Raw genomic sequence first — 20,908 nt, 5'->3', positions numbered from 1 at the left:
GGCGCCTGCACGCATGTTCGTGCTGCAGCTGTATCCATTTTCCTGAGCTTTCGCTCGAGGGAATGGACCACTGCAGCGAATGAGCTGCTGAAGCGATAGGCAGCGTTAGTTGCGAAGTGCTTGAACGAAATGCCGCCCTGCGCGGCAGGGGCAACTCATGCCAATCTGGTCAGTCGCGACCGTCGACGAGCAGCCCGACATCACGCTTCAACGCTGGAGGGTCTATGAGACAGACCATGGCGAGCATCATTTCGTTGGATATTGCATCGAGAACGGGGCGGGTCGTGTCAGCTCTGCAATCACCTCCTTTGATGCCAAATCCAGAGCAGGCATCACCCGCAGTGGAAGGCGATACGCCCTATCGGGCGCGCCGGGTTTCGACAGAGACGCGCTGCATGTGTGGAGCTTCTGGGCCATTCGCAATGGCGTTACCGAAACCAAGGACGTCAGCGGCGAATATGTAGTGCTCAGGCCCCGCCATGATAGGCGGAATTGATGGCAGGTAGGAGGAGGCCCGTTATGCCGACAGCCACCGCATTGCAAGCAACTCAAGCAAGGCAGACCCAGGTTGAAGAATGGCGCGTGCTTGAGACTTACCGTGGCGAGCGACATCTTGTTGGCAGATTCTCCAGCACTGGCAAGTACTGGGCCGGCCCGCCCATCGTTCGATGGGATTCCGCCTCCCGCACTGCCTTCACGAGTGACGGGTGGCAGCTCTTGCTGGTCGGCGAGCCTGGCGCTCCAGCGGAAGCCGAGCGCTTCATCTCGCTATGTGCGGTGTTTGATGAGCGTCTGCTGACAACAAAGGACGTCACTGCTGAGTTTCTTTCGCACTGGCGTATGCCAAGGCAGAACGGAGCTAAGCAGACGCTCCCCAACATCCGTCCGCAAAGTCCTGGAGTTCTTCAGTTATCGCGGCGAGCCCGCAGTTTTCCCCTACCCACCAGCTAAGGAGTGACACCATGCCCGCATGGATTTCCGCGCCCGTGGATATTGCAGGAGACGCAATGCTGATGGAGTGGCGCGTGATGCAAACTTACAGTGGAACCAGACACTTTGTCGGCAGCTGTAGGCGAAGCAGTGGCGTCTATCGGGTCAGCCCTCCAATCATCTCCTTCGATGCCGGAACCCGGGTGGGGCTCGCGAAAGACGGCCTTCGATTTGGGCTAACAGGGTTCGCGGGCCGCGACGATGGGCTGTGGAGACTCTATTGGCTTATTGCAATGTGGAACAACAAGATATCAGGTGCAAAGGACGTGACAGGCGAGTACTCGTCAGACGAGACTTAAATGCAACGATTCTTAGGGGCGAACTTACCCGTTGCATAGATGGGGCTGCCTCGAGGCCACGCCGAATCCGGTCTAGTGCTACGCGGGACAGACCTCGATAAGATGCCTTACTCTGCCCACACCTCATCCACGTCCCGCATCAGGTGCCCCGCGAGAATGTAGTCCCCAAGACTGCTTGCCTTTGCTTCCAATGCCGCTAGGTCCTTAACTGTCAGCCTGTCCAAATTGAACTGGCAGTACAAGTTTCGCTGCCGGAACGTCGCGCTTTGAGCGCTTAAGGCCGGCAACCAGCGCTGCCCGCGATTTGACCGCTATGTTTTCGTGTCCGCGATACTCCACGCGTATCCCAAACTTTTCGCCAAGGCGGGCAAGCTCGATAGCGTCTTGCCAGGCAGATTCGTAGTCCAAGTCGAGCGTGGTTATGCCCTTCGTGTCGAGAAGGCGCAGCGCTTCAATTCTGCTCTTGGCGCATGCTGTCGTCACGGTGCTCCCTCCTTCACCTCATATTTGCCGCGCCCCGCCTTTGCTGCGGTGCGGTAGTTGCGCATACGCTAACCGCTGCCGCAATTTCGTGCAATCGAGATTTCGCTCCTTGGGGGCAGATGCCATGGACATGACAAGGCGGGCCGGAGGGCCCGCAGGTGTCAGCTGAGTACGCCTGGACGATGACAAAAAGGTGTCGGCATGCCTGGGCCGAGCGTCATTCGGCTAGAGGGATGCCTGGAAGGAACTCGACGCCGGTTCGCTTCACAAGTTCGCGGTAACTGATTGGACGTCCAGCTCGGGCCGAGTCCGAATTCTCAATCCAATGCGCCCAAGCTCGATGGGTTGCCGAGTCGTATACGAGTTTGAAGAGATATTGCGGCACCCATACCTGGTCTTGGCCGATGGTGGTGGGTGCGGAGGACTCGAACACTGGTCCCGTGATGACGTACACATCCCCCTTGGCACGCCGGACGTATTTTCGCGTCGATTTCTCGATGCCTGCCCAGCTCTTTCGATTATTCTGCGGGGCTTGGGGCACCATATTGGCCAGGGAGAAGCTCTGCGCCATGGCTGTGGCATTGGGCATATCTCCAGCGGGCGCCATGTGGCCTCGGTCATAGCCGGAACTCTTATAGTCATCGAGCTCAGCGCGTTCTGCCCGGGGTAGTCGAGCATCAGCGAAGAAGCGGTTTGTCCGTTCTTCGTCCTGCGCGTCAGCGACCTGTTCCGCATTCAGTCGCTCGGCCACATAGACTGGCGTCTTCGTGGTGCCGGAGTGCAATACCGCGAACGCCTCAAAGCACAGGGCGCGCGGCTTAAGGCTTTGGGCGTTCCGGACTTGCGGAACGGCGCCTTGAGCGAAGAACTGTGGGCAACGGTCAAATTCCGTTGCCGCTTGTACTGGGCCAGTGACGCCCAGGCAAATGGCAGCAGCTGCGGCCAGCCGTAAAACAAATTGCATTGATACCTTCCTTAGGCTTTCTAACCCTTCCTGATTAGGAGGAAGGGGGCCGGAAGGATAGCACTCACCAAGGGATACCTCAGTAGTTACCCAATCACTCACGAAGAGGTTCAACTCACAAAGTCAGTGAATACTCAGAAGAGTGCTGTACCGCTGTACCAAGCCGGGTTTCCTCATCACAGCTAAACGGTCGGACCGTAAAGCGTCACACGCGAGGTGCGATACCCCACTAACGGGTGGTGCGCTTGTCCTCTGCCATATTTTTCCCCAAGTTGGGTGCGCGCTGAGGCAGAATTCCGAAACATTCAGTTACATTAAGTACCCAGGGGCCTGGACTATGGCTTTGCTAAGCAGATGACCCGGGGGAGCAAGGGGGAAGCATGGATTCATATTCGGGAGAGCTGCTTAAGGCTCAGGGGTCATATCAGAAGAAAGGGCTGAAGGCCGGAGAGAAGGCCTTGCCTCCCATGACCGCAACTGCCCTTGATGCCAACGAAACGCAGTTGGTCGCTGATGCCAGTCGTTTTGCTCTTCAGGAGCATGCACGATACTCGCGGGTTGAGACGCAGAAAGACAAGGTCCTCGCTGACATGGCGAACGAGTTAAGTGAGGTCGCCGCCAACTGCGACACGCTTCTCGACGATGAATCGCTCAATGAAACCGCCCGGAACGCACTGGAACATGAGCGTCATGCGTTGGTAGGACTCAAGCGAAAGGCGCTGTTCAGGGAGGCCGAGCTGAAGGCCTATCAGATTCGACACGGGATTACTGAAGAGGCGTCATATCCAGCAGACCTGCGAGCACCTTATGTCTGGCTCATTCCCTTTATATTGGTCGAAACCATCGCCAATGCGTTCTTCTATGAGAACACCAATGGTCTACTCGGGGGGGCCTTCGTAGCCTTCATGGTTTCGCTCGTCAATATCGCCGTGTCCTTCGGTCTAGGTGCGGCCTTCCGTTTTAAGAATCTGGACAACGCGGCCTACAAGGCCATTGGTTATTCGGTCTTGGTCGCAGCTGCCATTGTGGCATTGTTCTCAAACGCACTCTTTGCGGCTTATCGGACGGAGTACCAATTGCTGGTCGACCCGTCAGACCTTAAGCAGTCGAGCGAGGCGTTCACCACTGCGATGGTCGCCGCAGGACATGTATTTCTGGGCAACATCCCAGCAACCGACCTGATGAGTTTCCTGCTCTTCTTTGCTGGCCTTGTCCTCTCTGTTATCGCTTTCCGTAAGGGAATGGGAGTCGATGACCCTCATCCCGGATATGGCGCGCGAGCGCGCCGCCTCAAGGAAGCAGAGGCAGCCCTGGCTGTTGTCGTGGAGGGCGTTAAGGCGAAGATATCTAAAGAGCTAGAGACTAAGCGCGAATCCCTCGCCAAGGCGAAGAATTTTCTCGGCCAGGCGGAAGCTAGCGTTCAGCAGACCAAGGCCGCGCTTGAGCACGAGCATCGGAAGATGCTGACTAATCTCGACCACGTCCAGCGCGATTTCGCCCTTGTCCTCAATGGATATCGGCAAAGCAACGTGAGCGTGCGTCCAACGGCCGCGCCTGGGTACTTTGCAGAAACGCCGGACTTGGCTGCCCAGTACCGCACTCCTCAAAGCGACAAGCTCGCCACCGTCGTTGAAGAACTTACAGGAAGAATTACGTACCTAAAGGATACCTATCAGGTTCAGCTAACAGAGCGACTCCGTGACTCTGCAAATGAAGGGCGCGCCATTCTTGGAAGAACCCTATCTGCTTTCTTGAGTGAAGTGACAGCCGAGGCGAAAGAGAATATCGAGGCTGACATTGTGAAAATGCCATCCCCGAATGCAGCTTGAGGAGATGGCATGAGTTCGTCGAATAAGTACATGTGGCCCGTCGCAATCGTATCCGGATTCGCACTGATAGCAATCCTAGTCTCAGTGCAACTGCTCAAAAAGCCCAAACCAGACGAGTTGGGATGCACAAAGGATTCAGCAGGAAAGACTGTCTTCGTAGTCGACCAAAGTGAGGACTTGTCTCGCCAAACGAAAGACGAGTTGGTCGCTCGCGCGATGAAGGTGGTCGACGAGCAAGTGAAGGATGGTGAGCTCGTCTCAGTCTTTTCAATAACAGAGCTGTCGAAACGCAACCTGGTTCCAGTGTTTAGCCATTGCAAGCCGAAACGGGAAGGCTCAAGGATGCTGAACAACCCCAAACTGCTGGAAAAGCAGTATCGCCAAAATTTTTCCGAACCACTTGAGAAGGCTCTTAGTACACCGTTTTCCGCATCGAATCAGTCACCGGTGGCGCAAGCGATTATCGACCTTTCTTTGTCCGAGTACCTGAAGGACTCCCATAGCTCTCGCCTTGTGGTGTTTTCCGACCTCCTCGAACACACGGAGAAGTTTTCGCTCTACGGTTGTCGCAGCGCGCAGGACGCGGTCGCTAAGTTTAGAACAGCGCGTGGCGCGGCGGTAGCGCGTCCGAAGTTCGAGAATGTTGCTATTGAACTCAACATCGTGCCGCGCCCCAACATACAAGCCCCAGTGGCTAAATGCCGGGACGCATTCTGGACATGGTTCTTTGGTGACAACGAAGGCACGCATGCCAGCCTCAATCCCTCGTACCTGCCTGGCTAGTCATGCACAACTTGAACAGAGTTTTCACCTACGCCATCTGCGTAGCGATTGCGCTCACGGGTCTGTCGATTTTTGTCAAGATGCCCATGCCGGTCGCCATCGTGCTCGAGTTGGCACCTCTCGGTTACTACTTCTATGAATTGTGGAAGCGGGCCCGGCAGGAGGGGCTTTCCCAGACGGCGATTGACTCCATCTACTATTTTGGCTTCATCATTACCATCTTCGCCTTGTCGGCGAGCGTCTTTCGGGTCTGGCTTTTCGGGTTCGGAACCGACATAGGCGCCCTCGTTGGTCATTTCGCAGTCGGGCTGCTTGCCACCGGGATGGCCCTAATGTTCCGGATGGTGCTGACCGCCCAGACCGAAGCCCTCAACGCGAAAGACCTGGGGGAGACGGTTGAGGACTATATCCGTCGAGTGGACGTCTTGGTTGCGAAGGTCGAGGCATCAGCAGCCAATTTTGAAGGACTTGCGGTCTCGCTCCAGGAGCGGACGGAGAAGGTCGTATCCGACGCACACCTCGCATTTAGCAAAGGTCTTTCCGAAAGTGCAAAGATATTTCAGACCGAGGTTAGCGGTGTGGCAGAGCAGGCATCCAGCGCCGTAGGCATATTCTCCGGCACGATTCAAAAGCTAAGCGAGTCGACCAATGTCGCACAATTGGAACGGAACATTTCTCAGCTAACACTGGGCCTTCGGAACTTTGCGGAAGAGATGACCCAGTACGGCCGTCACGTCACACAGGATGCACAGACGGCTAATCGAGTCGCCCTGGAAGCCTCAACGAAGGCGCACATAGAGAAGCTCAGCGCACTGTATTCGAAGAATACCGAGCTCATCGCGACAGGCTTGGCGCAAGTGAAGCAATTGGACTTCACGGCGGAGTCGGCCGCCGTCAAGGTTGAACTTCAGGGGCTGTCACGCACCATCACTAATTTCTCCAAAAAATTCGTCGAGCTTGAACAGCGCTTGGCAGATACGGTCGTGGAGCAGAGCTCGGCGGCCGCAAAATCTACGGTTGAAGGGTTCGCGGGCGACTTCACACGTATCACGGCGGAGCTTGAGGTCGCCATGTTCGAGAGGGCTAGCGACATGAGTCGAAGGCTCGTGGCGGTCACTGAGCAGCACGTTGCGGCAGTCGGGGCGAAAACACAGGAAGAAGTCGACCGGCAGATGAGTCATGTCGCCGAGGACGTGGCTGGCGTTCACCGCGCGTTAGACAGCTTCAGAACCAGCTTGGATGCCACGCGACAAGTGCGAGAAGGGGATGAACTAGCGTCAGCAGTTCAAACTGTCCGAGGTCTCCTACAAGACTTGGGTCATTCTCTTGCAGCAGCGGTAGCGCACTGCAATGAGCTTGCTGAACGTACACCCGCCGCTATCTCTCCGTTTGAAGGCCGGCACGATGCGCTCCACGGTCTAACCGGTGGTCCGGCGCCGCTTACGCGATGAGACAGAGCATTAAGAAGCAAGATAATGTCTTCTTGCTGACACTCGTCGATTTTCTAATTCAGGTCATTTTCTTCGGCATGTTTGCTTACGCCGCCTACGCGGCCATGCAAGACCCGCGCGTGGAGCAGCTTGGCCGGATGGTAAAGAGCAGGTTTGAAGGCGCTACGAATGACGAAGTCGGACAGGCGCTGGACAAGGCAAAGAAGCTCGATTCGAATGAGCTACAGAGCGCGTTAAAGGCGCAAGAGGAACTGCAGAAGCTTCAGAAGCAGATGGGCGTCTCGAACATCGAGGAACTGACTGATATTCTGACCAAGATGGCGCCGGTCAAAGAACTCAAGGAGACGTCTGCAGTCCTCAAGAAGGCCGGCGGTATCGAAAGACTGAATGCCGCAGTAGAATACTACAACCTACGAGGCCCGGGAAAACCCCATTGCTTAACGCGGCCGGGAAGCGCAAGTGCGCAGCCGTTGGCTACTTTGATTGGCTATGAAGACCACATCGAAATCCAAGGGCTGACACCCCAGCTTAGCACCGTTCTGGAAAAACTCGGCGTCAGCTTCGAAGCCGTGCGGTCCCTTTCTCTGCGAGAATTCGCTCGCACTTTCTCTAAGCTGGGCTCAGCATTTCCGGAGTGCTCTTACACATTCCTCTTGCTCGAGAAGACTCGCTTTGTCGAGCCAAGGGATGCTGCGAGCGCATTAGGAAACGTACGTGTATGGCCGCGTCGCGGGTAAAGAGGAAGGTAAAGAGGTTCGAAGCAGTTTGCCAGTCGCCATCTCGTCCTCGAAATTTGGTGCACACAGGTCGCTTGCCGAAAAGCCCCGGTCACAGAATCACAGCGCCGATAAGATTCTGTTGAATGCAGTACGGCGCTCCGAACTGCCAGCATAGCTGAAGAGTAGCGCTGACCGCATCTCAGGGTTTTCCTCTGAGCCAAAGGACAGATAACGAGAAGGGGCAAGTGGCGAGTCGGAGTAGTTATGCAAGTCGCGAACCGAAGAAACCATGGAATTCCGTACGGCGATGTTACTTAGCCCAAACGGTATCGACGTCCCTTAGTAAGTGCCCGGCTAGGATGTAGTCTCCCAACGTCGCTGCCTTTGCCTCGAGGCTCTCCAGTTCACCCGCTAGCAAGTCGCCAAGCTCAAACTGGCAGTAAAGATTGCGCTGGCGGAACGTGAGCTTTGGTCGTCTCAAGCCGGCAGCGAGTGCTGCGGGTGACTTCACGACAATATTTTCGTGGCCGCGATACTCCACGCGGATTCCGGCCTCCTTGCCCAGGCGCCTAAGCTCTGTAGCATCTTGCCAACCAGATTCGTAGTCCAGCTCGACGAGCCCGACTCCCGTTGCCTCCAGGAGCCGAATGGCTTCACCTCTTGTTCCAGCTCGAGCCGACGCCATTTTCGCCTCCACTTACGTCCGCGGCACAAGTCGCCGGTTTGGTTCTATCTGCAACTGATTTCAACTCGATGTTGCCCTGCTCAGTTTGAGCCAGCGGTTTCCGAATTGAGGTCAAAGTCTCGTTTAATTCTGACGTAAGAAATTTTAAGTCAATATAGACTAGCCCTGTAGTCCCCCTACCACCCGCGTAACCACCCTGGCGACGCGGGTTCTTTTTTGGGGCTCCGCGAGCGCTTCGTTACCTCTTTCGGCCTGAAGCGCCATGCCTCCCCTCTGCAACCTCATCTCGTTCGCGAACCTTAGCGAGCAGCGCTAATTCAAGCCGTCCGGTCCGTCGGGTAATGGCCGCTGGCGCAAAGCACATCATGTCGCGACATATCGTTTGGCCACCCAAGAAAGGAACCCCACGCACGTGGGGACCTTCTGTTATCTGAGGAGCGCTCGAGTCGAGAGCAATGGTAGCTCCCTGGTCCAGCGCCTACGGGAAGGAGAAGTCCGAGAACATCCCAGCCGGCGTAACGCGTGGGAGAGATGGCTTGGCGCCCAGGACGTACAGGCCAGCCGTCTAAGATACGGCCCCATCTTTGAATTGACGTCGCACCTGATTCAAGCTTGACGGCGGGCTTCGGAGTTGGACTGGTTCCTCGCTCAAGGGGACGCCTTCTGCCGACTCTATTCGCTAAAGTCATAGAGTCGGTTTGGATTGCTCACAAGAATCTGGTCGCGGACAGTCTTTTCGTGGAACCAGGTGGCCAAGAGATTTGTCAAGGTCGCGTCGTTGGGCTTCTCGGGCTCAGTCGCATGTGGCCAGTCCGTTCCCCATACCAACTGGGAAGAGAATTTTTCTTTGACGGACGACACAAAATCGCCTAGCCGCCCCAAGTCATGGTTGCCATTTGGTACGGCCATGTATGCGCCAGACAGCTTGAGCCATGCGCGCCCACTGGCTAGCAATCTGTGAACGGCTCTGGATACCAGAGGTGCTAGTACCGTATCGCTGTAAACGCGAGCAAAGTGGTCAACGACCACGTCAATGTCCAAGGTCAATAGCAAATCGACCTCGTTGAGGAACAATTCCGGAAGCATGTGAACCTGCAAGTGCCAACCCAGGCGTCTAATCCGCGCCGCCAAGGGTTCCCTCCAGGCGGTTCTGCCGATATCAACGCACGCATCGTGGCGCAAGGCTTGGCCTCGCAACTGTCTGGGTCCATTGTTCCGGACAATAAGCCCGGTGCTGGTGGCAATATTGCCGCCACTGAAGCGAAACGCGCCACGCCTGATGGCTACACAATCTTCTACAGCACCTCGGCAATCGTGCTCGCGCCGTCGCTGTATCCGAACGTGCAGTTCGACGCGTTCACCGATTTCGTGCCGATTAGCCTGACGGCAAACATCCCGCTGGTCCTGGTGACAACACCGAACCTCCCCGTCAGTAACGTGAAGGACCTCGTGTCGTACGCCAAGGCGAATCCAGGTAAGTTGAACTATGCGTCGTCGGGCTCCGGTGCTTTGCTTCATCTGGGGGGCGCATTGTTCGCAAAGGAAATGGGCATTCAGGTTACGCACGTTGCTTACAAGGGGAGTGCTCCCGCAATTACGGACCTGATTTCTGGGGCCACGCAGTTCATGTTCTTCCGCTAAATGAAGCCACTCCGCACATCAAGGCCGGCAAGCTGAAGCCTTTGGCGATTACAAGCAATAAGCGCACGCCAATCCTCGGCGATGTGCCGACTATCAAGGAAGCAACCGGGTTGGATTCGCTCGTGATGGGTGCTTGGCAAGGCATTCTCGTTCCGAAGGGGACGCCAGATGCAGTCGTTTCTCGACTGCGCGAAGCTACCGAGCGAACGCTGCAGGACAAAGCCGTTCGTAAAAAGCTTCAAGACCAAGGCTCAGAAATCCTTGGTGGAACGCCTCAGCAGTACACGCAGTATATGAAGAGTGAGTCTGTCCGCTGGGCCCGTGTTATCAAAGAATCCGGCGCAAAGGTCGAGTAGGTTAGTACCGAGAAACTTGCATGCCACGTGTAACTGCTCGCTCCAGGTCTGAAGCGACTCGCATTCTCCAGGCTAGGCGCAACATCGAGCTCGAGTTGGACTATGAGAGCGCGTGGCGTGACACTGCAGAACTGGGGCGGCTAGGGTTGGAGCGAGATGTCCGGGGTGATATCTCGAGGCGTAGACAATGTTCTAGTCCACTCCTTGCTGGCTCTTGAAGCCGGTTTGTCGCGTGCGAAGATGACATACCGCCAGCGACACCTCTACTGCAGTTTTCGGCTAGATGGAGTGCCGGAGAGCGAGCTGAGGGCGATATGCTGGCGGGTCCATATGAAAGGCGACCGCCTCTTTGATTGCGACAAGTTGCTAGGTGAGCCGCACGAAGATTGGTCCTAGTAGGCGGGGCTCATGTTGTGCTCACCTGTCGCAGATGCGGCTACAAATCTCGTGCACCTGAGTGACAGCTCTCCGGCCTGGCTGCCCGACCGCAGGGTCATGCAGTGCCCAACGCAAAGCCTGCGACGTCTTTAGTCCGCCTTCGCTCCGGAGATGCGGACTTGTTCGGCAGCTGTAGGCATCTGCTTCTTCACGAACGTCCAGTACTCATCCACCCCCATCGGCTTGACCAGCAGTGAACCTTGTTCCGAGAACTGCTTTTGCAGCTCGGGGTCTCGCAACGCCTGGTTCAGCGCAGTGTTCAACTTCTCAAGTGCCGGGCGCGGCGTGTTTGCGGGCGCCACGAGTCCATACCAGGAATCGGTATAAAACCCTTTCACGCCGGCCTCCTCGAACGTCGGCACGTCTGGCAACGCAGGCAGACGCTGATGCGCGGCGATAGCAAGTGCACGAACCTTCCCGGACCGGATAAAGGGCAGGGCACCCGTTGTGATGATGAAGTCGACCCGGCCGGCCATGAGGTCGGTCATGGCGGGAGCAGTTCCTTTAAACGGAATGTGTGCCACATCCACGTTCGCGAGCTTCCTGAACACTGCGCCTGCGAGATGCTGGCTCGAACCGACGCCTCCGGAACCGTAGTTCAGCTGACCAGGCTGAGCACGTGCCTTGGCAACCAGCTCGGCTACCGAACGGTAGGGCGAATCCTGGGGGACGAGCATCACGCCCGGCGAGGTGGTAATGAGGCCAATTGGCGCAAAGTCCTTTATCGGGTCGTAGTTGAGCCGGCTGTAGAGAGCAGAGTTCAGCCCGTGCGAAGTCGCGGTGGCCAGCATGATGGTGCTGCCGTCGGGCTTGGCGCGGGCGGCGATGTCCGAGCCGATATTGCCGCCTGCCCCTGCGCGGTTGTCGATAACGATGGACTGGCCCAGCGTCTTGGACATCTGCGCAGATACCAGACGCGCAACGGAGTCGGAAGGGCCTCCAGCAGGCCAGCCGACAACCATGGTGATTGCACCCGGTGGCAACGCCGTCTGCGCCGACAGCAGCGTCGAGCATACCAGCGCTGCGGTGCCGGTCGCAATACGGAGAAGCCGGCTCACTTTTCTTGCCATGGCATCTCCTTCCACAGTTGGCGGAAGCCTGCTTCGGCGCGTTCGAGTTCGGCGGCGTAGGCGGGTGGGGCCAGGTAGCGCAGCGGCGCAAACATGGCGTCAGCTTGCTGCTTAAACTGCGGGTCCGCAGCCACCTTGGCCATCGCATCGACAAGCTTCTTCTTGATTGGCTCCGGTAGGCCCTTGGGCGCGGCTAGGCCCCGCAAGGATGCGAGCTCGATGTTGTAGCCCTGCTCGCGGAACGTCGAGACGTTGGGCGCCAGTACCGCGCGCGACAGGCCCATCTGTCCCAGGAACTTAAGCGGCGTGCCGCCCTTCTGGTAGGCCAGGGCTTCGCCGACGTTGATGGCGCCAATCGTAATCTGTTGACCAGCCAGCGCGCCACGGACTTCGCCCGCGCCCTTGTAGCCCACGTGGGTCATCTTTACGCCTGCTGCCTTCTCGAACAGCAGCATCGCAAGATGGTCGTCCGAGCCAACACCCGTGGTGCCGACGGTGACGGCGCCCGGGTTTGCCTTGGCGTACTTCACGAGCGTAGCCAGGGAATCGATGCTGCTGGATTGGTTGACGGTGAATGCACCCGGGTCGTCCACCAGGTTGCCGATGAGGTCGTAGCTCCTCCAGGTGAACGTCGTCTTGCGTTCAATCGGAATCGTCAGCAGGTTCGGTGTGTTGATGAAGCCGATGGTGTAGCCGTCCGGCGTGGCGCGTGCCAGCTCGGCGAAACCAATGGCGCCCCCGGCACCGGGCTTGTTCTGCACGACGATGGTGGTGCCCAGTTCCTTTTCCAGATGGCGTGCGAGCAGCCGGGCAACCAGGTCGGTGCCGCCGCCCGGTGCGTACGCTACAATCATCTCGATGGGTCGATTCGGCCAAGCCGCGGCTTGCGCCTGGGCTGAGGCTGGTGCCAGAGCGCCAACCATACCGACGAGCGAACATGCGGCAAGGCAAAGGGATATACGCCGACGACGGAAGTCGGGATTGCTGTGCATGGTTTTGTCTCCTCACCGACCCCTTATGTTGCCGGCGTATTGTTGTGATGACTACGTGCGTGCGTTTTCAAATCGTGGCTACGCGCAAGGTTGCCTCCATCCGTTGGCGCATTCTGGGCCAGACCTCGGGGTTCACCAGGCGTTCGGGCTTCTTTCCCGTAGAGAGGAATTCCAGGATTTGTGTTGCGGCGAGCGTTGCGTTCCTGCGACGGGCGTCATGCGTCACGCCAGCTGTATGGAACGTCGCGACGACGTTGTCGAGCGTCAGAAGCGGATGGCCTGGCGGCGGCGGCTCCTGGTCCCAGACGTCCAGGCCGGCCCCAGCAAGGTGTCCGCTCGTCAACGCCTCGTACAGGGCTGCCTCATCGTGGATACCGCCTCGTGCAGTGCTGACGAAGATGCTGCCAGGACGCATGGCCGAGAAGGCCGCGGCGTTCATCATCCCAAGCGTGCTGGCATCGCGCGGGCAGTGCAGCGATACGATATCGGACGTGCGCAGCAATTCGTCGAACGAGACGTGTTCGGCGCCGCGCTTTGCCATCTCTGCGCTATTGAGATACGGGTCATAGCCCATCACGCGCATACCGAAGGCGCACCCCAGCGCAGCAGCTCGGCTGCCGGCATGCCCTACGCCTACCACGCCCAGAGTGCGTCCACGGAGTTCGTGGCCCATCAGGTCTTCGCGGCTTCCGGTGGTATGTTTCTTCATGCGGCGGTCTGACTCAGGAATGCGTCGCATCACAGAGAGCATCAGTCCGACCGCCATTTCCGCCACGGAATCGGCGTTCCCGCCGGCCTGGTTCATCACGGCCACGCTCGCGGCCGTGCAGGCATCGATATCAATCGTGTCGCAACCGGAGCCGCTCGATGATACGGCGAGAAGATTCGGGCAACGCGCGAGCAACTCTGCCGTCACGAACCAGCGTCGGGGCAGTTCGTCCTTGGCTGCCGTAATCTGATACACGTGGGCTTCGGAGAGGCGCGCCCATGCTTCCTCGTCTGCACCTTCGCGCTGGCATGTGTGTAAGGCGACATCCGATGCTTCGCCCACAATGCGGTTGAAAGCGGAGTCCAGCCAGTAGTCGAATCGGACGACCTGGCGCTTCGCGGGAAGGGCCAGGCTCACAGTACCCCCTTGTCGGTCAGCGAGCGGTCCACCCAGGTACGGTCCGCACGACCTTGTGCAATCGATTCCAGAACGCCGGCTTCCATGCGCTGCACGTCTTCCACGCGGACCGCAATCGCTTCAGCTTCCTCGGCGGGAACGACCAGCAGGCCATCACCATCGCCAATAATCAGGTCGCCGGGCCGAACCACCATGCCGTCGATGGAGACCGGCACGTGCAGTTCTCCCGGGCCATCCTTGTATGGGCCACGGTGCGAAACACCCCGGGCGTAGACAGGCAGGGACTCCTTGCCAATCGTGTCGCTGTCGCGAATCAGGCCGTCGATGACGAAGCCGGCGGCGCCGCGCGCAATGGCGAGTGCCAGCATGATTTCTCCGATGATGGCATTGGGTCCGATGCCGCCGGCGTCGACCACGATGACATCACCGGGCCCGGAGAGGTCGATGGCCTTGTGAACCATGAGATTGTCACCGGGACGCGTGCGTACAGTCAGTGCCCGTCCGACCAGGTTGCCCTCTCGACGATGGAATGCCCGCAGCTGACTGGTTCCGGTCGTGCGGCTCATGGCATCGCTGACATTGGCGACCGGGAACTTGCGATACCGCTCCATCAGCGACGTGCTGACGAGGTGCGCGGGACGCGGATGAATGCGAAAGCCGTGCGGTGAGGTCATTGTTTTGTCTCCTGTATCGACCGTGAGGGTTCTGTTGGGATGCGGTGAAGGTTGGTACTCAATGCGGAGCTGGGTGGTAAATACACTGCGCATCCACATCTGTTGCGCGGGTGATGCCCAGCATGGCCAGGTCTCGAGAAATTTCGGCTTGCATCAGGTTGATGCCGTGTGCGACGCCTTGGCGGGAGCCCACGGCTGCTGCGTAGGCGAACGGCCGGCCGATGAAGACGCAGCGGGCACCCAAGGCCAGCGCCTTGATGACGTCTGTGCCGCGGCGTACGCCGCTGTCGAGCATCACGGGCAGTTGCGGGACCGCCTCAACGACCTCGGGCAAGGCCCGCATTGCTGCAATGACGCCATCCAGCTGACGGCCACCGTGGTTAGAGACGACGATGCCGTCGACGCCATGTTGATGCGCCAGGCGCGCGTCCTCCGCAGTAAGGATGCCCTTGACGACGAGCTGTCCCTTCCACCGGCGACGGATGGTGGCCAAGTGGCCCCAAGTGAAGTGCGCGCGGTCTGAGAAATCGCGCTCCACATCTCGCGAGATGATGGGGGTGCCACGGTGGGCGTAGGCGTTCTCGAAGTGCGGCACGCCGTGGCGTACCAGGGTCCGAGTGAAGGTGCCAAGCAGCCAGCGGGGATGTGTGATGCCTTGCCAGGCAAGGGCGACACTTGGCCGCAAGGGTGTGGAAAATCCAGCGCGCACGTTGTTCTCGCGGTTGCCGGCAACCGGCGTGTCCACGGTGATGACGAGCGTCTCGACCTTGGCCGCTTCGACGCGCGCCAGCAGCCCCTCGATTTGGCTCATGTTTCCCGGAAGGTAGGCCTGGAACCAGGTGCCGGGGGCCGCCTCCATGACTTCTTCAAGGCGAATAAGGGACGAGCCGCTCATGATGGCCGGTACGGACGCCTGGCTGGCTGCCTGTGCCATCACGACATCTCCGCGGTATGCGAACAGGGCGGAAATGCCCATCGGTGCCAAGCCAAATGGCGCAGCGTACTGGCGGCCGAACAGGCTGAAGCTCAGGTCGCGCGACGAGACGCCAACCAGCACCCGGGGTCGCAGTGCCAGGTCTTCAAACGACTGTCGGTTCTGCGCCAGGGTGATGTTGTCCTCCACTGCACCGCTCACATAGGCATAGAGCGACTTTGGCAGCCGTTTGCGCGCCAGCGGCTCGAAGTCCTTCAGCGACAGCACGCGCTGTTTGAGCCAAGACGCCTGCCTTTCGTCTTGTGCCGTAACGGGCGCTTTCGCCGTCTTCCTATCACCGGATTGAAGTGCAGCGGTCTGGGCGGTGTCGTCGATAGGAGCGGCTGACATAGGAGTAATGGCCAGAGGGTGGAGCAAATCTAGCAACCCGCACGCGCCGACAAAAGCGAAAAATAACGAAGATATAATTTCGCTTTTTGGAAAACATCGGTCATTGACCGATTGGGCGCGACATGACTCTCAAGCAACTCGAGGCATTCTATTGGGCGGCAACCTGCGTCAACTTCACAGTGGCGGCGGAGCGCGTCCACCTGTCCGTGTCGTCGCTGTCCAAACGGATTGCCGAACTGGAAGCATCGCTCGGCGTTGCGTTGTTTGACCGCAGTGGGAGGAGCGCCGAGCTGACGGCTCAGGGCGAGCAGATGCTGCCCCAGATTCACGCGATGCTGCATGCCGCTGCGGAACTGCGGCAATCGGCCGGGCAACGTCATGGTCTGATTGGACGATGCCGTATCGGACTGGGAGAACTCAGTGGGCTGACCTGGCTGCCGAAGCTAGTACGCGAAGTGTCGTCACGCCATCCCGGCCTGCTGCTGGAGCCTCATGTCGATATCGGTCAGGTCCTGGAGCAGCGCTTGCATGATGGGGAGCTGGACATCGGCGTCCTTGCCGGACCGTCCACGCGCAGCAGTTTGGCGGCCGAGAGAATTGGCCAGGTAGATTTCGCGTGGGTGGCGAGCCAGTCGTTCCTCGAGCTGGCGGGCACCGACGACCCGCGGTTGCTCATGACCGAGCAGACGTTGCTGACACTCCCTGTCGGTGCCGGTGGAACGCGAGTGCTTGACCAATGGCTGGCGCTCCGGGGGCTGATGGTCGGCCGGCGTCTGATGTGCAACAGCTGGGGAGCTGTTGTCGGCATGGTTGTTGAAGGGCTCGGTTTCGGCTTTGTGCCCAGGCTATGGGCTGATGCACTCGTCGAACGCGGTGCACTGCGCATCCTGCCGGACAGCGACGCGTTGGAACCGCTCCACTACGCTGTGCAATGGCGCCGCGACGACACGCGGCCACTGATTCTGGCGATGCGAGAGATTATCCGCGGCGTCATCGACTTCCAGGCGCCGCGCTGCTTCGTCTAGGGCAACGCGATTCGCCTTATTGGACCCATTGCGCGGGGGACCATGTTTCACATCGGCTAGCCCAGGCGTTATTCTGAATAGACGGCTTTCTTCATCACTTCGAACACGAACTCTAGGTTCTCTTGTGTCGGGGGACTCTTCCGAAGCCATCTGACTTCAATGCTTGGATACCGCCGAGGTCGAACCCTGACAGTCGCACCGCATCAACGCAGATGCTCCTTCTGAACTGTCGCAATTGTCAAAGTTTGGCCATGATTGCTAATAACTACATTTCCCCTCCGACAGTGGGGTATCGGACTCGGGGTGGTGCGTCGTATTAAACGACAGCCGCATGTGGCATCAGCGAAACCGCAACCAGCATGGCCAAAGGAAAAAAGAAGAAGGCGACCGCGCCTGGGCAGGCGTATGGTTATCTCGTCCAAGTGGTACGTGTGCTATGGCACTTGCTCAGAGCGCAAGGCGACGACGTAGTAGCTTTTGAAGTATTGGGGGACATTACGGTTGAGCGAGACAAAAAAAGCGTCGCAGAAGAAGATAAGAGTGGACTGGCACACAACCCTATTGCGGACAGTTCTCCGTCCTTGTGGAAAACTTTCGCGAATTGGGCCGATGCCCGGCGAGACGGGTCTCTCCCGGCGTCGTGCTCATATATCTTATATGTTGCGCAACCATACGATGGCGACATCGCTCAGCAACTGAGCGACTGCACAAGCTATCCAGATGCACAGTTGCTCGTTCGAAGACTACGGGAGCAGATGTGCTCGGTCGATGCGGCGGGTTCTGATGGCATCGGCGCGACGTTAAGAACCCAAGTAAATAGACTCTTTGACCACAGCGATAGCGCTATCGCGCACATCGTCACGGCTTTCACCTTAGAGAAATCTCCCTCATCTCCGATAGACGAGGTGCTTGGCGAAATTGCGCGTAGTGAAGCCGATGAGCATGTGGACGAAATCACGGAGAGCCTCCTGGGCTGGGTCAACAAACAACTCATGACCTGCATCAAAGGCGGCATACCAGCGCGAATCGCCTACCGAGAGTTCCGAAAGAGGCGGTTGACAGTAACGAGGCGTGTGACCGGAAATCTGAAGGCTTTCCCGGAGTATGAAGTTGTTGTTACGCAAGAGCAAATTGCGGCCGAGTTCACCGGCCGCACCTATGTTCGACAACTCGCCTTGCTCAAGCTGAACCCCGACGATATCGGAAGCCATATCAGCGACCAGCTTCGCGCTTCCGCGCAGAGGACCGAATTGAGCGCTGCAGGCTACTTGAACAAGCAAAGCTTCAGCAAGTACGAGAACGAGCTGGTCGAACGCTGGAATATCAATCGCCAAGAAGTCGAGTATGGCTCGTCCGCAAAGACCGCTATCAAACGCGGTGTCGAAGTTCTGTTCCGATGTCTGCGAGAGGAGGTCGAACTGCAAGCGCTGCCACTACCGCGATACTTCGTAAGAGGTAGCTTCCATTCGATTGCCAACGAGCCACGGATAGGATGGCATCCAGAGTGGAAGAAACTTCTCGGCGTGGATGGGACGGAGACAAGCCATGCTGCTTGATGAAGTCGAGCAGGTTCAAAATCCAGGACTTGGCGCAGCTCTGATTTGGCGGTTCACCTGTGGTTACACAAAGGGCAGCGGAAGGGGTGATATGCCTCTTTCATACGCCTACCTTGTCGTTCCACTACTCTTCAACAGGAACATTCTAGACACAGTCTCTTCCACCAAAATCGGGCTCCGCAAAGTGGAGGAGAAGCTGAGTGCCAATGCCGGGCTGCTAGCTTCAGTTCAAGACAACGTGCTGGCAATGCGCGAACTGTCACAAGAGTCGATGGCGCTCGCAATCCGTGCGGGGCTGCTGTTTCTAGACTCCCGCCATGCGACCTTGCGCCCTCGCAGTTCAACGCCACCAATTCTAGATGACGCGGCTGAGGTCCTACTTCTGGCGGCAGAAAAGCTTGGAAATTGGGCTGGTGGGGTATCTCTGCGCGAGTTCTGCTTCATATTTCACCTGGAGCTTTGAGTTGAAGCTGCAAGTCATTGAAATCATTCTGTGGCCACGAAGAGGCGGCTTCGCGCCACGACGTCTGCCTTTCGCACCCAAGAAAACGAATATCATCACGGGGGCGTCGAAGACTGGTAAGTCGTCAATCATTCCTATCATCGACTATTGCCTGGCTTCGGACCGCTGTTCAATCCCGGTTGGGGTGATTCGTCAGGCCGTCGCGTGGTTTGGCATTCTGGTCGAAACCGATGAGGGACAAAAGCTGCTGGCGCGTCCAGAGCCGGGCAAGCAGCCGAGTGCGCAAGAGATGTTCGTAATAGAAGCCGACGAGGTCAGCGTTCCTCATCGCATTGAGGAGGCGAACACGAACTTCAAACAAGTGAAAGCAACGCTTGACCGGCTAGCCCAACTCACGAAACTCGGCACAGACGTAGACAACCAAGGTAGCGGATATGGCGGTCGTCCAAGCTTCCGCGACTTGATGGCTTTTTGCTTCCAGCCGCAGAACGTTGTTGCCAACCCAGATGTCTTGTTCTATCGCGCAGATACCACGGAACATAGGGAGAAACTTCGCGCAATTTTCCCTTATGTCTTGGGCGCTATCACGCCAGATAGCCTCGAAAAGCAGTGGGAGGTCGACCGCCTACGACGAGAGCTACGCGTGAAGCGTCGAGAGGCGGAGGCATACGAGCAAGCCTCCAAGACGTGGACTGCCAGTATCGGCAACTGGGTGGGCGAAGCATATGAACTCGGTCTCGTGGAGAAGAATGCCCTTGAAAAGAAAGGGGAGGCAGAGCTTCTTGCATTACTAAATTCATTGGCCCGTCAAGGAATTCCAGAACGGCCGGTATCCGCCGATGCGATGGAGGAGTCGGCATTAGAGTATGCCGCCCTTCAAGTGGAGGAAACTAAGCTTAACGGAGAACTCAGCGATGTCCGGCATAGGCTCAATCGCCTTGCTGAACTGAGAAGCTCAGTTGACCAATACAAGCTGTCCTTGGACAAGAGAAAGGAAAGGCTGTCTCTTTCTCGTTGGTTGCGAAACCAAGCCCACGACTCTGACCAAGGTACTTGTCCAGTGTGCGCTCAGACAATGAACTCGCATACTGAAGCTGTAGACGCCATGTGCGATGCCCTTGCAGTTGTCGAGTCGGACACTCGCCGGGCGTTACAGGCGCCGGTGGTCTTCGACCGGGACTGGAACACGTTAAACAAGTCTTTGCGCGAGCTGACCGACAAGCTCAGTGCAGTCAGCGTGCGCCGGAAAGGGATTGAGCAACGAAGCGCGCGAGCCAAACAGCAGAGGCTGCAGACCAACGCGGCTGCGCGCTTTCTGGGTGCCATCGAGCAAGCGCTTGTTTTGTATAACGCGCGCGTAAACTCAGGGGCGGCTAAAGCTATCCAAGATATCGAAGCACGCATCCGAGAACTCCTCGCTGAAATAGGTCGAGAGGACTTTGAGTCGCTACTTGAAAAAGCGCTCAAGAGACTCTCGAAATCAATGGAGAAGCTGGCATCGAAGCTCGATGCGGAGGACCCTGATGCTTGGCTTCAGTTGGACACTAAGGAACTGACAGTACGTGTTGGAGGGGATGAGGGGCGCAATGACTATCTATGGCAATTGGGGAGCGGCGCTAACTGGCTGACCTACCATGTCGCCGCAACCCTAGCGCTCCACGCGCTCTTCCTCGGACAAAAGCGCTCCCCGGTTCCTGGCTTGATGGTGTATGACCAGCCCAGCCAAGTCTACTTCCCGCGAAAGCTTGCAAGCAGGACGAAGGTCGATGAGGACCCAAAGATTGCAGACGAGGATACCGATGCCGTACGTCGATTCTTTGATGTGTTTGGGAAAGCAACTAGTTCCTTCAAAGGTGGCGACTTCCAGATAATAGTGGTGGACCATGCCGGCCGTGAAATTTGGGAAGGCCTGAAAGGCGTCCACCTAGTGGAGGAATGGCGCAACGGAAAGAAGCTGGTTCCAGAAGATTGGATTGAGGCTGTAGCACCAAACAGTTCAACGGGTGTGGAAGGCTAACGCTACCTACGCTCGGAATTCAA

The 20,908-nt window shown here is 57.8% G+C and carries 21 protein-coding genes and 1 pseudogene; 13 read left to right on the top strand and 9 right to left on the bottom strand.

Annotation, left to right across the window (positions count from 1 at the left end; translation table 11 throughout):
• The first annotated feature begins 157 nt into the window (after nt 1–157).
• Genes E5S69_RS14625 through E5S69_RS14615 form a run of 3 tightly spaced genes read left to right on the top strand, consistent with a single transcriptional unit; the run spans nt 158 to nt 1,289 of the window.
• Nucleotides 158–496: a hypothetical protein gene (locus E5S69_RS14625; protein WP_171515360.1), complete on the top strand. Its 339-nt coding sequence runs from the start codon at nt 158–160 to the stop codon at nt 494–496.
• A gap of 23 nt (nt 497–519) precedes the next feature.
• Nucleotides 520–951: a hypothetical protein gene (locus E5S69_RS14620; RefSeq protein WP_171515359.1), complete on the top strand. Its 432-nt coding sequence runs from the start codon at nt 520–522 to the stop codon at nt 949–951.
• Between the two features lie 11 nt (nt 952–962).
• On the top strand, nt 963–1,289 hold the full coding sequence (locus E5S69_RS14615) for a hypothetical protein (RefSeq protein ID WP_171515358.1): 327 nt from the start codon (nt 963–965) through the stop codon (nt 1,287–1,289).
• A 107-nt stretch (nt 1,290–1,396) separates the two neighbouring features.
• Here the strand turns inward: E5S69_RS14615 and E5S69_RS14610 are convergent.
• Nucleotides 1,397–1,772, bottom strand: a pseudogene (locus tag E5S69_RS14610) (PHA-granule associated protein 4).
• Between the two features lie 217 nt (nt 1,773–1,989).
• Nucleotides 1,990–2,736 (bottom strand): DNA/RNA non-specific endonuclease, encoded by a 747-nt coding sequence (locus E5S69_RS14605; protein WP_171515357.1) that lies wholly within the window; start codon nt 2,734–2,736, stop codon nt 1,990–1,992.
• 380 nt (nt 2,737–3,116) lie between these two features.
• On the opposite strand from E5S69_RS14605, the gene E5S69_RS14600 reads away from it, so the two are divergent.
• From E5S69_RS14600 to E5S69_RS14585, 4 genes are read left to right on the top strand one after another with little or no spacing between them, the layout of a single operon-like run.
• A complete protein-coding gene (locus E5S69_RS14600) occupies nt 3,117–4,565 on the top strand; it encodes a hypothetical protein (RefSeq protein ID WP_171515356.1) in 1,449 nt (482 codons plus the stop codon).
• A gap of 9 nt (nt 4,566–4,574) precedes the next feature.
• Nucleotides 4,575–5,348 (top strand): hypothetical protein, encoded by a 774-nt coding sequence (locus tag E5S69_RS14595; RefSeq protein WP_171515355.1) that lies wholly within the window; start codon nt 4,575–4,577, stop codon nt 5,346–5,348.
• A 2-nt stretch (nt 5,349–5,350) separates the two neighbouring features.
• The gene (locus E5S69_RS14590; protein WP_171515354.1) at nt 5,351–6,799 is read left to right on the top strand and encodes a hypothetical protein; all 1,449 of its coding nucleotides are present in this window, start codon (nt 5,351–5,353) and stop codon (nt 6,797–6,799) included.
• A 32-nt stretch (nt 6,800–6,831) separates the two neighbouring features.
• The gene (locus E5S69_RS14585; RefSeq protein WP_171515353.1) at nt 6,832–7,536 is read left to right on the top strand and encodes a hypothetical protein; all 705 of its coding nucleotides are present in this window, start codon (nt 6,832–6,834) and stop codon (nt 7,534–7,536) included.
• A 292-nt stretch (nt 7,537–7,828) separates the two neighbouring features.
• Here E5S69_RS14585 and E5S69_RS32415 read toward each other — a convergent pair whose 3' ends face one another.
• Together E5S69_RS32415 and E5S69_RS14580 are read right to left on the bottom strand one after the other, a co-directional pair.
• Entirely contained in the window at nt 7,829–8,203 is a 375-nt protein-coding gene (locus tag E5S69_RS32415) for a PHA-granule associated protein 4 (protein ID WP_236901332.1), read from the bottom strand.
• Nucleotides 8,204–8,875: 672 nt separating this feature from the next.
• Nucleotides 8,876–9,301, bottom strand: a complete 426-nt coding sequence (locus E5S69_RS14580; RefSeq protein WP_171515352.1) for an amidohydrolase family protein — start codon at nt 9,299–9,301, stop codon at nt 8,876–8,878.
• Between E5S69_RS14580 and E5S69_RS32635 the strand changes: the two genes are divergently transcribed.
• The gene (locus E5S69_RS32635) at nt 9,290–9,844 is read left to right on the top strand and encodes a tripartite tricarboxylate transporter substrate-binding protein (protein WP_171515351.1); all 555 of its coding nucleotides are present in this window, start codon (nt 9,290–9,292) and stop codon (nt 9,842–9,844) included. The two genes, E5S69_RS14580 and E5S69_RS32635, sit on opposite strands and share 12 nt — an antisense overlap.
• A gap of 41 nt (nt 9,845–9,885) precedes the next feature.
• Complete coding sequence (locus E5S69_RS32630) at nt 9,886–10,200, top strand: Bug family tripartite tricarboxylate transporter substrate binding protein (RefSeq protein WP_272871720.1); 315 nt, start codon at nt 9,886–9,888, stop codon at nt 10,198–10,200.
• A gap of 527 nt (nt 10,201–10,727) precedes the next feature.
• On the opposite strand, the gene E5S69_RS14565 is transcribed toward E5S69_RS32630, so the two are convergent.
• The 5 genes from E5S69_RS14565 to E5S69_RS14545 form a co-directional block, all read right to left on the bottom strand.
• On the bottom strand, nt 10,728–11,708 hold the full coding sequence (locus E5S69_RS14565; protein WP_171515350.1) for a Bug family tripartite tricarboxylate transporter substrate binding protein: 981 nt from the start codon (nt 11,706–11,708) through the stop codon (nt 10,728–10,730).
• Nucleotides 11,693–12,700, bottom strand: coding sequence for a tripartite tricarboxylate transporter substrate binding protein (locus E5S69_RS14560; protein WP_423766633.1), 1,008 nt, complete (start codon nt 12,698–12,700; stop codon nt 11,693–11,695). The genes E5S69_RS14565 and E5S69_RS14560 overlap by 16 nt, the downstream gene beginning before the upstream one ends.
• Nucleotides 12,701–12,767: 67 nt before the next feature.
• Nucleotides 12,768–13,826 (bottom strand): hydroxyacid dehydrogenase, encoded by a 1,059-nt coding sequence (locus E5S69_RS14555; protein WP_336510595.1) that lies wholly within the window; start codon nt 13,824–13,826, stop codon nt 12,768–12,770.
• Nucleotides 13,823–14,500 (bottom strand): RraA family protein, encoded by a 678-nt coding sequence (locus E5S69_RS14550; protein ID WP_171515349.1) that lies wholly within the window; start codon nt 14,498–14,500, stop codon nt 13,823–13,825. Before E5S69_RS14550 ends, E5S69_RS14555 begins: the two co-directional genes overlap by 4 nt.
• 58 nt (nt 14,501–14,558) lie before the next feature.
• Entirely contained in the window at nt 14,559–15,701 is a 1,143-nt protein-coding gene (locus tag E5S69_RS14545) for an alpha-hydroxy acid oxidase (protein ID WP_423766636.1), read from the bottom strand.
• A gap of 245 nt (nt 15,702–15,946) precedes the next feature.
• On the opposite strand from E5S69_RS14545, the gene E5S69_RS14540 reads away from it, so the two are divergent.
• The 4 genes from E5S69_RS14540 to E5S69_RS14525 all read left to right on the top strand — a co-directional run bounded on the left by E5S69_RS14540 (nt 15,947) and on the right by E5S69_RS14525 (nt 20,885).
• Nucleotides 15,947–16,849, top strand: coding sequence for a LysR family transcriptional regulator (locus tag E5S69_RS14540; RefSeq protein WP_171515347.1), 903 nt, complete (start codon nt 15,947–15,949; stop codon nt 16,847–16,849).
• 359 nt (nt 16,850–17,208) lie between these two features.
• Nucleotides 17,209–18,405: an ABC-three component system protein gene (locus tag E5S69_RS14535; protein WP_171515346.1), complete on the top strand. Its 1,197-nt coding sequence runs from the start codon at nt 17,209–17,211 to the stop codon at nt 18,403–18,405.
• On the top strand, nt 18,395–18,868 hold the full coding sequence (locus E5S69_RS14530) for a three component ABC system middle component (protein WP_171515345.1): 474 nt from the start codon (nt 18,395–18,397) through the stop codon (nt 18,866–18,868). Before E5S69_RS14535 ends, E5S69_RS14530 begins: the two co-directional genes overlap by 11 nt.
• Nucleotide 18,869: 1 nt before the next feature.
• The gene (locus E5S69_RS14525; protein ID WP_171515344.1) at nt 18,870–20,885 is read left to right on the top strand and encodes a DUF3732 domain-containing protein; all 2,016 of its coding nucleotides are present in this window, start codon (nt 18,870–18,872) and stop codon (nt 20,883–20,885) included.
• Nucleotides 20,886–20,908: the final 23 nt, after the last annotated feature.

This window comes from Cupriavidus necator (assembly GCF_013141915.1).
GTDB classification, from domain to species: Bacteria; Pseudomonadota; Gammaproteobacteria; order Burkholderiales; family Burkholderiaceae; genus Cupriavidus; species Cupriavidus necator_B.
This window is presented reverse-complemented; position numbering and strand designations above follow the sequence as displayed.